Origin of the sequence: Mycolicibacterium baixiangningiae, assembly GCF_016313185.1 — a bacterium.
GTDB lineage: Bacteria > Actinomycetota > Actinomycetes > Mycobacteriales > Mycobacteriaceae > Mycobacterium > Mycobacterium baixiangningiae.
In genome coordinates this window covers 3,160,885-3,174,469 of sequence record NZ_CP066218.1, presented here as the reverse complement: position 1 = coordinate 3,174,469, position 13,585 = coordinate 3,160,885, and the positions used below count along the sequence as shown (strand labels likewise).

The 13,585-nt window shown below is 63.8% G+C and carries 15 protein-coding genes and 1 pseudogene; 7 read left to right on the top strand and 9 right to left on the bottom strand.

Annotated features, from left to right (window positions below):
- The first annotated feature begins 30 nt into the window (after window positions 1–30).
- Window positions 31–999 carry an alpha/beta fold hydrolase gene (locus I7X18_RS14840; protein ID WP_193047945.1) on the top strand — a complete coding sequence of 323 codons (969 nt, stop codon included), beginning with the start codon at window positions 31–33 and terminating at the stop codon, window positions 997–999.
- 219 nt (window positions 1,000–1,218) lie between these two features.
- Here the strand turns inward: I7X18_RS14840 and I7X18_RS14835 are convergent, their stop codons facing one another.
- On the bottom strand, window positions 1,219–1,467 hold the full coding sequence (locus I7X18_RS14835) for a DUF3297 family protein (protein WP_193047946.1): 249 nt from the start codon (window positions 1,465–1,467) through the stop codon (window positions 1,219–1,221).
- A gap of 168 nt (window positions 1,468–1,635) precedes the next feature.
- Between I7X18_RS14835 and I7X18_RS14830 the strand changes: the two genes are divergently transcribed.
- Window positions 1,636–1,845, top strand: a complete 210-nt coding sequence (locus I7X18_RS14830) for a hypothetical protein (RefSeq protein WP_193047947.1) — start codon at window positions 1,636–1,638, stop codon at window positions 1,843–1,845.
- A 189-nt stretch (window positions 1,846–2,034) separates the two neighbouring features.
- A pseudogene (locus tag I7X18_RS14825) lies at window positions 2,035–2,214 on the top strand (transposase); the annotation flags it as partial.
- Between the two features lie 177 nt (window positions 2,215–2,391).
- Here I7X18_RS14825 and I7X18_RS14820 read toward each other — a convergent pair.
- Window positions 2,392–3,375: an alpha/beta hydrolase gene (locus I7X18_RS14820; RefSeq protein ID WP_193047948.1), complete on the bottom strand. Its 984-nt coding sequence runs from the start codon at window positions 3,373–3,375 to the stop codon at window positions 2,392–2,394.
- 442 nt (window positions 3,376–3,817) lie between these two features.
- On the opposite strand from I7X18_RS14820, the gene I7X18_RS29970 reads away from it, so the two are divergent.
- Window positions 3,818–4,255: an alpha/beta fold hydrolase gene (locus I7X18_RS29970; protein ID WP_332522604.1), complete on the top strand. Its 438-nt coding sequence runs from the start codon at window positions 3,818–3,820 to the stop codon at window positions 4,253–4,255.
- On the opposite strand, the gene I7X18_RS14810 is transcribed toward I7X18_RS29970, so the two are convergent.
- The 6 genes from I7X18_RS14810 to I7X18_RS14785 form a co-directional block, all read right to left on the bottom strand.
- Window positions 4,224–4,874 (bottom strand): VOC family protein, encoded by a 651-nt coding sequence (locus I7X18_RS14810; RefSeq protein WP_193047949.1) that lies wholly within the window; start codon window positions 4,872–4,874, stop codon window positions 4,224–4,226. The two genes, I7X18_RS29970 and I7X18_RS14810, sit on opposite strands and share 32 nt — an antisense overlap.
- Window positions 4,871–5,773 carry an NAD(P)-dependent oxidoreductase gene (locus tag I7X18_RS14805; protein ID WP_193047950.1) on the bottom strand — a complete coding sequence of 301 codons (903 nt, stop codon included), beginning with the start codon at window positions 5,771–5,773 and terminating at the stop codon, window positions 4,871–4,873. The genes I7X18_RS14810 and I7X18_RS14805 overlap by 4 nt, the downstream gene beginning before the upstream one ends.
- 69 nt (window positions 5,774–5,842) lie before the next feature.
- A complete protein-coding gene (locus I7X18_RS14800; RefSeq protein WP_193047951.1) occupies window positions 5,843–6,670 on the bottom strand; it encodes an MBL fold metallo-hydrolase in 828 nt (275 codons plus the stop codon).
- On the bottom strand, window positions 6,648–7,337 hold the full coding sequence (locus I7X18_RS14795; RefSeq protein ID WP_193047952.1) for a carboxymuconolactone decarboxylase family protein: 690 nt from the start codon (window positions 7,335–7,337) through the stop codon (window positions 6,648–6,650). Before I7X18_RS14795 ends, I7X18_RS14800 begins: the two co-directional genes overlap by 23 nt.
- A gap of 21 nt (window positions 7,338–7,358) precedes the next feature.
- A complete protein-coding gene (locus I7X18_RS14790) occupies window positions 7,359–8,576 on the bottom strand; it encodes an alpha/beta hydrolase family protein (protein WP_198730452.1) in 1,218 nt (405 codons plus the stop codon).
- A gap of 95 nt (window positions 8,577–8,671) precedes the next feature.
- Entirely contained in the window at window positions 8,672–9,862 is a 1,191-nt protein-coding gene (locus tag I7X18_RS14785; protein ID WP_193048152.1) for an alpha/beta hydrolase family protein, read from the bottom strand.
- Between the two features lie 89 nt (window positions 9,863–9,951).
- Here I7X18_RS14785 and I7X18_RS14780 point away from each other — a divergent pair, with 89 nt between their 5' ends.
- Complete coding sequence (locus I7X18_RS14780) at window positions 9,952–10,560, top strand: TetR/AcrR family transcriptional regulator (protein WP_193047953.1); 609 nt, start codon at window positions 9,952–9,954, stop codon at window positions 10,558–10,560.
- Between the two features lie 54 nt (window positions 10,561–10,614).
- Here I7X18_RS14780 and I7X18_RS14775 read toward each other — a convergent pair whose 3' ends face one another.
- A complete protein-coding gene (locus I7X18_RS14775) occupies window positions 10,615–11,439 on the bottom strand; it encodes a helix-turn-helix transcriptional regulator (RefSeq protein WP_193047954.1) in 825 nt (274 codons plus the stop codon).
- Window positions 11,440–11,529: 90 nt separating this feature from the next.
- On the opposite strand from I7X18_RS14775, the gene I7X18_RS14770 reads away from it, so the two are divergent.
- Window positions 11,530–12,396 (top strand): oxidoreductase, encoded by an 867-nt coding sequence (locus tag I7X18_RS14770; RefSeq protein WP_193047955.1) that lies wholly within the window; start codon window positions 11,530–11,532, stop codon window positions 12,394–12,396.
- Window positions 12,393–13,052 (top strand): SDR family NAD(P)-dependent oxidoreductase, encoded by a 660-nt coding sequence (locus I7X18_RS14765; protein ID WP_193047956.1) that lies wholly within the window; start codon window positions 12,393–12,395, stop codon window positions 13,050–13,052. Before I7X18_RS14770 ends, I7X18_RS14765 begins: the two co-directional genes overlap by 4 nt.
- Window positions 13,053–13,585 lie beyond the last annotated feature (533 nt).

Sequence of the window (13,585 nt, the reverse complement as noted above, 5' to 3'; positions counted from 1 at the left end):
GGCCGATGAGGATAGGTAGGGAGCACGCGCATGTCCGATGCGGCACCTAGCGGAGCCGGGACCGCCTCCGGGTCCCCCTGCCTCCCCGACGGCTTCGACAGTGTCTTCGCCAGCCGCTGGGTCGACCTCGGCGAGCTACGTCTACACGCCGTCGTGGGTGGCAACGGCCCGCCGCTGCTGCTAGTGCACGGCTGGCCCGAAACCTGGTATGCGTGGCGCCTGGTCATGCCCGCCTTGGCGCGACACTTCACGGTGGTCGCCGTCGATCGACGAGGTAGCGGTCTGTCCGACAAGCCATTCGACGGATATGACAGCGCCACCCTGGCCAACGACATGGTCGAGCTCATGGCTGCGCTTCACTACGAACGGTTCGCCGTGGTTGGACACGACGTGGGCATGTGGATCGCCTACGCGCTGGCCGCAGATCACCCCGGCAGAATAGAGTGCCTCACCGTCGTCGAAGCCGCAGTTCCCGGCCTTACCCCCGCCCCGGAAATCGCTGAAGTTCAGGACAGGTCGAATGCACTGTGGCATTGGGGGTTCAATCGGGTGGCCGATTTGAGCGAGGAGCTCGTCGAGGGCCGCGAACGCTTGTTCTTCGGCTGGCAGTTCGCCCACAAGGCGGCCACCCCGCTGCCGCCAGAGGTGATCGAGGTCTACTTGGCCGCGCTCACCACGGGGCGCGACGCTCTGCACGGGGGGTTTGCTCCCTACCAGGAGATCGGCACCACCATTGAGCAGAACGCGCGGCGCAAACAGCAGCGGTTGTCCTTGCCGGTGTTGACGATCGCCGGAGAGCGGTCCACCGGGGATGTGGTGGCCGCGACCATGGACCCGGTTGCGGACAACGTGCACGCGCACGTCGTCATCGCCGGGTGCGGACACTTCCCCGCCGAGGAAGCGCCCACCGAGGTGCTCGCCGCACTCGAGGACTTTCTGGCGCCATATCGCGTCAGCGGAGCGCAGCGAGTCGCCGATGTCGACGACGGCGGATCGTAGACGCCACCGTGCCAGCGAAATTTCGACAGGAGCAGACGTGAACACCCCCAACGCGAACTCCCCGACCGGGGTGAGTGGGCTCGTCGCGGGATCGAATATGGCGGGCTACCAGGAGATTCGGCTGGTTCAATTCTCACTTGGCTCGCGCGGATGCGCCGAGCGTCTCTGGGCCTTCGCGAACCAGTACTCGTCGTAGCTGCTGGGCGTCAGCCATCTCGCTCAGCGGAAATAAGGTTCAACCGTGCCACTGAGCTTGACGACCATCGGATTTCCGTGGCGATCCTTCGCGGTGGGGACTTCAACACGCACCCAACCCTCGGCCACGTTGTATTCGTGAACATTGGTTTTCTCGGCGCCATTAAAGCGAATACCCACATCACGGCGAAGCACCTCTTCGCTATAGAACGCGCTGCGTGGATCGATGGAGAGGTGATTCGGTGGAACGTCTGTGTACTGATCCTCGGACATGATGGCCTTCGTTGAATGCTCGGAGTGTTCCCGAAGAATCTACGCGACCGTGCCCTAGCGGGTTGCGCGTAGGCCTTGGAAGGCCCCTCACATTCATTCATCGAACAAGGCCGAGGAATGCCATCATTGCCTGGAGCGACGCTTCCGTTCTCGCCGTAGGCTCACGGCGTGCACTACGTGACCCTGGCCAACGCCGCGTCAACGGCGGCGCTGACCGTGGGGCTGGCGGCCTATGCAGCGTTGATCTTCGCCGGCATCGCTGTGGCCATCTTCGACGCACGCCGGCACCGACGAGGCCGGGCGACCGCCGCCGCGGTAATGGTCGGCGTGCTGACCCTGGGCGGGCTGGTTGTGGCGATCGTCAGCAGTGTCGCGTGAACCGTCACAACGCGGCCGGGTGAACACCGGGTGGTTGGCGGGGTTCGGCAACTCTCGGACGTAATCCTCGAATACCTTCCCCCACGACGCGCCGATCCCCGTCACATCCCCCAAGGTCCGCGTCCACCGCCTACTTTGCCAATACAGCAAGTTGATTTGCGGAACTGCGCAGCAGCGCGGAGTCGGCGGTCGCTGCTCGACCAGCCTGACGCTGAATCGATTGCCGCGCAATATGATCGAATAATCGACGCGGTCGCCGACAATCTGCCCAAGGTCGCTGAACAGCTCGAAGACGCCCGCCCGGATCTGCTGGCGTTTACCGCGTTCCCCAAACAGATCTGGAGCAAGATCTGGTCCAACAATCCCAGGAGCGGCTCAATCTAGCTGGCGCTTACGAGGATTTGACCGCTAACCATTTTGAGACCGGACACGCAACTATTCCGCATTGATTCGTCAAGTCCGATGACGTCGGTGATCTTCATTGTTCTCCGATGAGCTTGCTGGTCGAGTATGCAGTCGGGCGTCGGGGCACGATTAGAGTGATGCCTACTGGTGCACTCCGGGTTCGGACATCTCTCCGCTTCCGGTCGTGGATGAGCCCACCGCCGTCGCGATTGCTTCGCCGAGCTGGCTGAGGACATTTCGCGACAGATCCACCGAACCCGCAAAGGCGAGGAATCCGTGGGTCGCTCCCTTCACCGGCGAATGTTTGACCTCGACACCGGCATCGCGAAGGAGTGCGGCGTACTTGTCGCCCTGGTCGCGCAGAGGATCGTGCTGAGCGGTCACTACAATCGCCGGGGGCAGGCCGGTGAGATCCCCGGCTCTCGCGGGGGACACCCGCGGATCTGCGCCCTCGTCCGGGGAGTTGAGGTAGCAACCCCAAAACCACTCGAGCCAGGACCGTGTGAGAAGTGGTCCCGCCGCATTCTGGATCATCGACGGGCTGTCATCGAACCGGTCGACAGCCGGGTACGCCAGCACCTGCAGGAGGATCTTCGGCCCGCCGCGGCGGTGCGCTAGCTGAGCTGTCACTGCCGCGAGATTCGCTCCGGCGCTTTCACCGAACACCACCAGGCGATCTCTGTCCCCGTGGAAGATGCTTGCGTTGGTGTGAACCCAAGTCAGAACGTCATACGCATCATCGACAGCGGCCGGGAAGCGGTGCTCCGGTGCGAGACGGTAGTCGACCGACACGACAATGGAGCGCGACTGCTTGGCCAGGCTACGTGCCATTGGGTCCTGGCTGTCCAAGTCGCCCGTCACCCAGCCGCCGCCGTGGAAGAACACTGTGATGGGCAGGGTTCCAGCACTTGTACCTGTCGGCGTGTAGATGCGCACCGTCACTGTGCGGCCGTCGAGATCGGCGGCGCAATCCAGTACCGCCGCCATGGGTTCGGGTTCCCCGCCCAGCGGGGCAAGCGCACCTACGACGGCGCGGTTTTCCGCCACTGTAAGGCTTTCCGGACTTTGTCCCCCGCCTTCGGCCACTCGGTTGAGCAATACCTTGATCTGCGAGTCGAGGGTCATGCGGATCGATCTCCTCTGGTTGTGGGTGGCATCGGCGGTCCGTATCCCGCGGGCGGAGGCGATGTACTGGGCATGAAGCGGCGATGGCGGGTCCACCGGTCAGTCGGGTTGAGCGACGAAACCGACGGCCGAGATCCCCGCCACGGGCTGCCGACTCATACCGCCTCCCAGTCGTGCCGGAAGGGAAGATGTCCGGACCCAATGCCATCCGGTCTGGGGCCCTCGAAGATCAGGGACGGTCGCACATCGGCTGGTGACGTCATGTGTTTATGGTGGCCACCGCATGGACGGTGGCGCCACGCCCTGCCAAGGGTGGCACTCGCAGGGCTAGCCTTGCGCGGCGCGCGCCTATGGTTCCATTATCCCCGCGCGTCGGGACGGGCAGGAAGAGATCGATACCGGCAATCTGCGGGGCAATCTCCTTGCGCTCTGTCAACGGCTGGTGCAGTCGTTGCGCTCTTCGGACAGCCAGGCGGCGTTGGTCCTTCTCCAAGCAGGTCTCGAAGACCCGGAGTTGTGCGAGGAGATCGAACGAACCGTCGGCCCGACCGGCGCTCGGCTCCCCAGGGCCGTCATTGGGGCCGCCGTCCGCCGCGGCGAGCTTCCCCAGGTCGTCGACTTGAACGTCGCAGTCGCCGGCAGCGGGCCAGCCGTGATTCTGCTGCACGGATTCCCCCAGACCCACTACATGTGGCGGGACGTCGCGCGGGAACTCGCTGCTCGACACACCGTCATCGCAGCCGACCTCCGCGGATACGGGGACAGCGGCAAACCCATGGAACGGGGCCCAGAGACGTACTCGAGGGCGACAAGTCGCGATTGTTGGCATATCAGCCGACCCCGAACCCCTAGTCGAAAAGGCTTTGCGAACGTTCTATGAACGTGGGTGGGTCTAGGTGCCCGGGCTGCGGCCAGTTGGAGAAGGCCTCGGCGTAGCTGTGGCTCATGACCTCCAGCACGGTCCCCCACGGATCTGCTGCGTAGGCCAGGGTCCAGGGACGTCCCGGTACGAAGGCTGTCGGCTCCGACAGCATCTCGCCGCCATTGGCCACGATGACACGGATTGCTTCCGACACGTCCGGGTAGGTCATGCACACGTGCCATGGGCCCCGGCGGGAATAGTCGATCGGCGTTTCACAGTCTCGGTCCCGTACCGGCGGGTCGATGAATTGAAACCGTTCGATGCCAACACTGTTGCCGCTCAATAGATGCGCCTGCCACGCGCGTCGAAAGCTCGAGCCCAGCGAGGAACCCGCTTCGCGGTGACCGGCGGACTCCAGCAGCCTCGGCCCCGTGATGCAGCGGAACCCGAATACCTTTCCATACCAATCGATTGCGGCGAACAGATCGGGCACCGTCACGCCCACGTGGTTGATCGCCCACGGCGCCGACGGCTGCAACGGCGCCGAGCAGCGCGCTGCGTCGTCGATTCCGACAGTGCCGCCATGGTCGGTACCCGTGCCACCCTGCGGTGCACGCGATTCTTCCTCGACGGTCATGCGCCCTGCTCCCCTCGTTCGATTCCGGCTGCCCGCGCTGCGAGTTCGTACAGCGTCACGTAGTCGTCATCCCCGTACCCGTAGCCGATCGCGGTCTGAATGAGATGGTGGGTGGCTGCCGCCAGCGGCAGCGGGACCTCCAGGGCGCGAGCCGCGGCCAACCCGAGGTCGAAGTCCTTGCGAAGGCTCTTGGAGGTGAACGTGGGTGCATAGTCACGGGACCGGATGGCTTCGCCCTTGTTTCCGATGAACGTCGACGCCAAGACCGATCCGTTGATGAAGTCCAGGAACACCGCCGGGGCGACGCCACCCTTCTCGGATAGGGTGACGACTTCAGCCAGCGCTTCGGTGATCATGCCGAGCAGCAAGTTGTGGCACAACTTCACCAGGGGGGCCTCTTCGTTCGGCCCGCAGTGCACCACGCTGACCGCCATTGACTCCAGATAGCCGCGAGCCGCCTCGAAGGCTTCATCCGGACCGGACGCGACGATGGCTGCTCGACCCGCCGCGACCATGCTTGCATTGCCACTCACCGGTGCCGAAAGCATTGCAGTGCCACGTTCGGCGGCAGCGTTGCGCACCTCCTTGGCCGCGTCCTCTGACACGGTGGAACAGTCCACGATCACCTTTGGTGCCGTCTTGCCGGTCAACAACCCGCCGGGACCCAGAGTGACGGCGAGCAGGTCCGGGGATGACATCACCGTGGTGAAGACGATGTCACAGCCAGTCAGGTCGTCGATGGTGTCGACCTGTTGGGCGCCGGTCGACACCAGTGCCGCGGCCTTCGACGCGGTGCGGTTCCACACGGTGAGGTTCGTGGTGCCGCCTTCCAGCAGCCTGGTCGCCATTGCGGTGCCCAGGCGACCGGTACCCAGCCACCCAATCCTTTGGTCAGACATCGCTATCGTTACCTTTCGTTGGTCGACACGGTGGTGCGGATCACGGCCAGAGCCGGGACATGCTGACCGTCAATGCTGATATCGAGTCAGCAGGTCGGGCTGACCGCGATCTCTGGTCCAGCTGAGGAACTCGCTCTGGTCGTGCGTGCAGAACATCTGGATGTCCGCAGAGTGGGTAAGGCGTAGCTCGCGCAGCTTGGCCAGGGTCGCCACCCGGCTGTCGAAGTCGGTCTGAAAGGCGATTTCCAGCGGAAGTCCCGGCGGGTGGGCGAGGAAATTCATGCTGTGGTCGAAGTAGGCGTCGCCGCAGTGCAAGGACCATGTGCCGTTCTCCCGGTACGCAACACCGCAATGCCCCACGGTGTGACCCGGTAGAGGAATGAGCTTCGCGTCGAGGACGTCGGGCAGGTCGATGCCGCGCGCAGGCAATCCGAACCAACGTTCCTCGGTCGGCCCGTAGGTCTTGAAACGCGTTTGATGCGACACCTGGTATGGCTGGTACGGCCCGCGCTGCTGAGTGCCGTCGTAGGCCTGCAGCTCTTCAGCGGCGATGTGCACGACCGCGTTGGGAAAGTCGTGCAGTCCCCCTACGTGATCGTTGTCGAGGTGGGTGAGCACGATATCGGTGACCTGATCAACTTCGATGCCGCGAACCCGCAGACGGTGCAAGGCAGTCAGTCGTGGGTCTATGAGAATCCCCAGCCTGAATAGCGCATCCTGGCCGAGGAGGTGTTGCGGGTCCTGCATCTCTTGGGTGCCGAACCCCGTGTCGAGCAGGATCACGCGGTCACCGATGTGGAAGATGACGCAGTGGATGGACATTGACGTCGTCGAGGTGTGCACCAGGGGTCCCATCATCCCAAAGGTGGTGTGCTCAATGACGATCTTCGGTGCCATGTAACTCTCCTTCGCGCGGATGTGACGACGCCGATTCAGGTTTCGGAATTTCGAAGGCGTTGAGTAGCGCACAGGTGAGGAGATACAAACCGACGAGGTAGACCAGATCGACCAGGGTGGCGGAGCCGAAATGGCCTTCGGCTTCGCGGTAGAGCTGTTCGTCGACCTTGTATTCGCGGACGAGTTGTCGAGCGACTTTGTGCGCCAGTAGTTGCCCTGGGGTCAGTTCGTCGGGTGCCTCACCGCGGCATAGTCCCTCGATGGCGGCTTCGGGAAGTCCGACGTGTCGCCCGACGGCGGAATGGGCGTACATCTCGTAGGGCGATTGCCACACCGCTCCGACGGTGAGGATGACCACTTCATGGGTCTGCTTGTCCAGCGTGGTGTGGGCCGAGTCGGCCTGCATCCAGGCCAGGAAGCCGGGGGTGATGCCCGTGCTGTACAGGTAAGGATTGAACGGGCCGATGAGCTGCCCGTCGTCGGTCATTCCTCGGAAGCCGTTCGATTCAGCCCACGGAATCAGGGTCGTTCGCATCGTCTCATAGAGGCGTCGTTGATCGCCGGCCAATGTCTGGGGATCGATCAACGGCAGGCGTCCGCCGAGTGTCGATACTGATTCGGTCATGTGTTTCCTCGCAAACGGGCTGGGGTTCAGGGAATTTGACATCGGGGTGATGCGGAAGCGGCTCTACTGATTTCCCCGCAAGGTGTCGTCGAGCCAGTTGAACGCCACTTCGTCCTTGTAGGCCAATGCACCAGACTGGCAATGATTCTCAGCACCGTCCTCGTCGGTGAATCGAGCGAACGCTTTGGGCGATCGCAGGGCAGAGAAGACATGTTGTGGCTGCCCGCGGAAGAACTGGTCCCCGTCGGCCTCCATCACCAGAGTCGGACACGTGATGCGTTCTGCCACACCGCCGTCCAACATCATCTTCTGTGTGGACACGACGAAGTCGTAGAAGGAGTTCGAGCCGAAGCTGAACACCCCCTGGTCGAACGTCCACCGCAGCTGGGTGTTGGTTTGCATCTCCTTGCCGACGAGTTCGTTGAAGCGCGACGCATCTTCGGCATCGAAGGCATCCAGGACATGCGACGACAGGACACCGCGCAAGCTGTCGTAGAGGCTGTAGACCCCGTCGAAGAAGATCGCCGCCTTGAACCTCGGTTCGAAGGCCGCCGCGCGTGCCGCGAGGTACCCACCCAGACTCAAGCCCTTGAGCGCCAGACGATCACCGTCGACATCCCTGCGGGAAAGGGCATAGTCCACGGCCGGGCTGACGACATTCTCCCAGTCATGGCGAAAGACCAGCTGCTGCTCACGAAGGGGCCTACCTTGACCCGGGCCATCGAAGGTCAGGCAGTTGTAACCCCGCCTTATGGCCGCTGCGCCACCGTAATAGAAGAGCTCCTCGATGCTGGAGTCGTAACCGCCATGAAAGATGAGGGTGGGTCGGGGTTGGTCGGAGTCGTCGACCTTGTAGAAGTAGCCAGGCAAGGTCGTACCCTCGTAGGGGATTTCGATGGGTTCCCACGTTGGTCCGGTCAGTTCTGCGGCTTTGGCGTATGCCTCCCGTGACGCCCGTGACTCCTGCAGGATCCGCGGGTCGCTGGGGTTTCCGTGAAGGTAGAACTCCGCCATTCGAAAGTAGGTCGACGCCCGCAGAAAGCTCTCTCGGGCGCTGTTCTCGTGCCCAGCGGCCAGGTAGTCGCCGGCACGGGTGGCGACCCGTTCTCCGCGGGCATGCCAGTTGACGTACCAGCTTTCGAAGTCACCTTCGGTGATCTGCTCGGCGGTGGCCATCATGTCACCGAGGTCGGCGCCCCCGTAGTAGATGAAACCTAAATTCCGTACCAACTCGAACGCGAACGAGTCGTCTTTGAAGCCTATTTTCATGACGTTTTCCATCTGTAGGCGGTGGCGCAGGGCAATCGGCCGCAAGGAATGTGGCGGTACTCGGGCTCTTTTGCAGCGTCGAGTTCCTGAGTGACAAAGGCGGTTGTTCAAATCCGGACGGTGTCGTCGAGCCAGTCGAACATTCGTTGATGGACCAACGTCAGCGCGCCCTCGGAGCAGTGCTCGCCGGCTCCCTCGGCGGCGGCGAACTTCAAGTATGTCTTCGGGCAGTGCAGCGCCTCGTAGAGTTTGGCCGGCCCGTCCGATGAGAACTGGTCGTTTTCAGCCTCGCACACCAGGGTTGGGCAGGTGATCTGCGCCGCGACGTCGGTGAGGTCGTACTTGGCCACCTCGGCAAGCAGTTCCTGGGCGGTGGCTACGTCGAACGCCCACCGGGCGTTCGACAGAATCCATCGCAGCTCGCTTGGCGCTGCTGCGAGATTGTCCATGATTTGGTCTATCGCTGCGATCGGTTGCGTCGAATCATGGTGGCCCTGCTGCCGTTCTATCAACGCTGCGAAGTTGAAGTTGAGTAGGCCGTCGTAGGCAATGCAGGCGGCGAGCCGGTGCTCGAACGCGGCGGCGCGCGGAGCCAGGTAACCCCCCATGCTCATCCCGACCAGTGCGAGCCGATCGGCATCCACCCCGCGCAGAGTGAGGGCGAAATCCACCACCGGGCTCACGACGGCCTCCCAGTCGTGCCGGAAGGGCAAGTGCTCCACGCGCAGGGCTGATCCCTGTCCCGGACCCTCGAAGATCAGGCAGTTCCACCCGTACCGGCCCGCGGCCTCACCGAGAACGTAGAACAACTCCTCGACCGTGGAGTCAAAACCGCCGTGCGCCAACAGAGTTGGTCCGGGATTGTGGCCGCTGACGTTGAGGTAGTAACCCTCCAGCAAGACCCTCTCATAGGGGATGCGCACCCGTTCCCACCGCCCTTGGATCCGAGCCGCGCTTCGGAAAGTCTCAATGGCGCGGGCAGAGGTGTCGGCGACGCGCGGATCGTTGCGCGGATCATCGCGAAGGAAGAACTCGGCGGTCCGGTAGTAGTTGGAGGCGCGTAGGTAGGCATCGGCGGCACTCACCGCATGCCCGGCCGCTGCGCATCGATCGGCGATGCCGGCGACTCGGTCGGCGAGCGCCAGCCATTCACGGTGCCAGGACTCCCAGTCGCCAGGCGTGATCCGTTCCGCGGTGGTGATGACCTCACCGATGTCGGCTCCTCCGTAGGCCGTGAAACCGACGGCGCGTAACGTCTCGAACGAGAATGATTCGTCGGTGTCGAAGATGAAATGCATGGCCACTCCCCTCTGCAAAAGCAACTTCACGTTGCGATATTGTGACAGTGGCACTACCGGCGCTTTAACGCAACAGTTAGGGGCGATTAGTGGCGAACCGACAGGTTGTTCACGGCGTACGGACAGGCGGCCGCAGCGCGCGGATTCGTGAGGCGATACTTGCCGCCGTCCTAGACGAGCTGATCGAGCGCGGGTACGCAGCGTTGAGCGTGGAGGCGGTGGCCGTCCGCGCCGGTGTCAACAAGACGACCGTGTACCGAAGGTGGCCCACACTCGACGAACTTCTGCTCGATGCGCTAATGGCTTGGGGAAGTGACGCTTTCCCCCTCCCCGACACCGGCAGCATCGAGACCGATCTGCTGGCGGTGGGTAAGGAATTAGCGGGTCAACTCAACGGAGGTGTCGGACGCGAGCTGGCAGCGATCGTCCTCACCGCCGGGCTGCGGTCGGCGCAGCTAGGTGAGGCGGCTCGGCATTACTTCGACCATCAGGCGACGCGCGCGGCACCCGTGGTCGACCGAGCGATCGATCGCGGCGAACTTCCAGCCGGCACCGACGCCAATGCCTTGTTCGCCACGATCCGCGCGCAGCTCTTCTATCCCATGGTCACCACGGGTGACCCCATCGACGGCGGGCTGCTCACCCAAGCAGTACGCATCGCCCTCACCGCCGCACGAGCGGGACTGTTGTCCGCGTAGCGACATCTGCCCGTATTCCTCAGCTTCAGCATGCAGGTGCATCTGCACCGGCGGTCACATAGCTGGTCGCGCCTGCAGGCGTGCGAACGCGATCTCGTCAGAACTGCCCCGTGACGGGAAGTAGACGAACAGCGTCTGGCCGGGCGCCCCGTCGACGCTGAAGGCCTCGAATTGGAGCGTGATAACACCAAATCCCTTGACTGCGAACCGCTTCTGACCGATCGTGCGGGCGTACACATCATGGGTGGACCACAGCTCGGCGAAAGTGGCGTCTTCGCCGGCGAGGTACTCGATGAGCCGGCCGACGTCACCACCGGGGTAGGTCGCGGACGCGCTGCGCAGCCCGGCGACGACCTGACCGGCGATCACGTCCCAGTCCGGGTAGGTCTCCTTGGCGCGAGGGTCGAGGAAGGTGAAAACGGCGAGATTGCCACCCTGGCGCCAGCCCGGGTTGACACGCTCCGCAAGGTCAGTCGAGGCGAGGACGTCTCGGCGGGCGTTGACGACGAAGGCGGGGAGGTTCGACCAAAGTGCAAGCAGTTCGTTCACGCCGGGGCGAACGGTTTCGGTCACCGAGCGGTCCGCGGTGGTGCGCCGCGACGTGGGAGACCCCAGCCGGTGCAGGTGGTCGCGCTCAGCGGTGTCGAGTCGCAGTGCGTCGGCGATGGCGTCGAGCACCTCAGGTGAGGGATTGCGGTCACGACCCTGCTCAAGGCGGGCATAGTAGGTGGCGCTGACACCCGCCAACGTCGCCAACTCCTCGCGACGCAGTCCGGGCACACGACGACGACCGACAAGAACAACCCCCGCCGCCCGTGGATCGGCCCGCTCACGGCGACTGCGCAGGAATGCGCCCAGAGAATGCACCTCTGTTTCCATCTTTCCCACCGTAGTGGTGCCTCGCCCCTAGCTGGCCCTGTCAGTGCCACCCCTGACAAGGCGTGGCACCGACAAACGGTCCTCGCCACCATGAAAGGCGTGACATCACCGAATGATTCATCTACACCCGTCTGGCTCATCACCGGCTGTTCCAGCGGCCTGGGCCATGCCCTAGCCACGCACGCCCTCCAACGCGGCGACCGCGTGGCGGTGACCGCCCGAGACCGCGACACCGTCACCGCACTGGCCCACGCCCACGGCGACCGCGCACTACCCCTGGCGCTCGACGTCACCGATCCAGAGTCGGTTGCCGCCGCAGTGACCGAGACCCGAAACGTGTTCGGGCACATCGATTTCCTGGTGAACAACGCCGGCTACGGATACCTGTCAGCCATCGAAGAGGGCGAGGACGCCGCCGTGCGCCAACTCTTCGACACCAACGTGCACGGAGTCACCACCATGATGAAAGCAGTGCTGCCCGGCATGCGGGCACGCCGCAGCGGCCGCATCCTCAACGTGTCCTCGTTCGGCGGCCTCGCCGCCTTTCCGGCCACCGGCTACTACCACGCCACCAAGTTCGCTCTCGAAGGTCTCTCGGAATCCCTCGCCGCCGAGCTCTCCCCCCTCGGCATACATGTCACCATCATCGAACCAGGCGGGATGCGCACCCAGTGGGCCGGCGCATCCATGCAGCAATCACCAATACGCATCCCTGACTACGACGACACGGCCGGCAAACGTCGACACAGCACGCTGGCAGTCTCCGGCAATCAACCCGGCGACCCCGCACGAGCCGCAGCAGCCATCGCCGCCATCGTCGACTCCCCCAACCCGCCACTACGCCTGTTACTGGGCTCCGATGCACTCGGCGGCATCCGCGCCCGCCTCGACCGCCTCCGCGCAGAAATCGACACCAACGAAGCACTCACCATCAGCACCGACAGACAATCCGCATGACGAGCGCCGGCGCACTGATTGTTGTCGGCGCGGGGCCGAGCGTCGGGGCGGCTACCGCTCGGCGGTTTGCCGCAGAGGGATATCCGGTCGGTCTCATCGCGCGTGATCCGGATCGTCTGTCAGACCTCGGGCACAGCCTTTCAGCCGACAGGGTGACCGTTGCGACGGCGGCAGCCGACGTGACCGACACATCTGCACTCGAAGGTGCGCTCGTCGAAATCGCCGATCAACTCGGTGACGTGGACACCATGCTCTTCAGTCCACGCCCGAGCTTGGAGTGGATCAAGCCCGTGCTCGAGACCACGGGCGAGGACGTTGCGGCCGCACTCGCACTGAACGTCGTCGCAGCCGCCAATGCCGTTCGTGCCGTGGTGGGCCCGATGATTGCACGCGGCACCGGCACCTTGCTGTTCACCACCGGAGGAGCGGTGCTCGAGCCGCACCGTGACCGTGCCGTATCGGGTATCGCCTACGCCGCAGAGTCAGTGTGGGTGCGCATGTTGCACGATGCGCTCGCACCGAAAGGCGTTCTGGCAGCGCAGCTGACCATCGTGGGCGGCATCGGCCCCGATCAACGTCACCATCCCGCGGTGGTTGCCGAACAGCTGTGGCAACTCCGGACCGACAGGGACCGACAGTTGATGATTCTGCGCTGAGGCGTAGCTCCCCACCACGCATGGGCGTGAATCGCGTGGGCGCGTTTCGGACAGCGGGCCTCTTGTCTGGAGATGCCCTCGAGGAGGGCATTGGAACTCAATCATGCTGTCCCCCAGCATCTGCAGTTTCGTGCATATTCTTCGTTAACCATGAATTGGTTGGCCGTCCCTGCTTGTGGCAGGTCGTGCTTCTCGCCGAGGTGGTCGGTCACCTCTTCGTTGAAGCGGTCTTGGGAGCTGACTCGCTTCTTCAGATATGGGACTTAGCGGCCGCAATGGACTGAGATTGATGGGTCTATGGGTGGCAACGGAAGGGGTATCGAACAGGTCCGCCTTCTCCCCGTGACGCCGCGGACCGCGCCCGGGTCGGTCTTCATTCATGCGGGTGGCCCAGCTGGAACGCGAGGCAGTATCGAGCCGGTCGATCGGGGAGCAGATGACGTTGTGTCGCTGTAAGATTGGTCGTCCGCTGGGCGGCCGTTGGTGGACCGGCGATGCGCGACCAAAGTGGGGGTTATCCCCCGCCAAAGCGG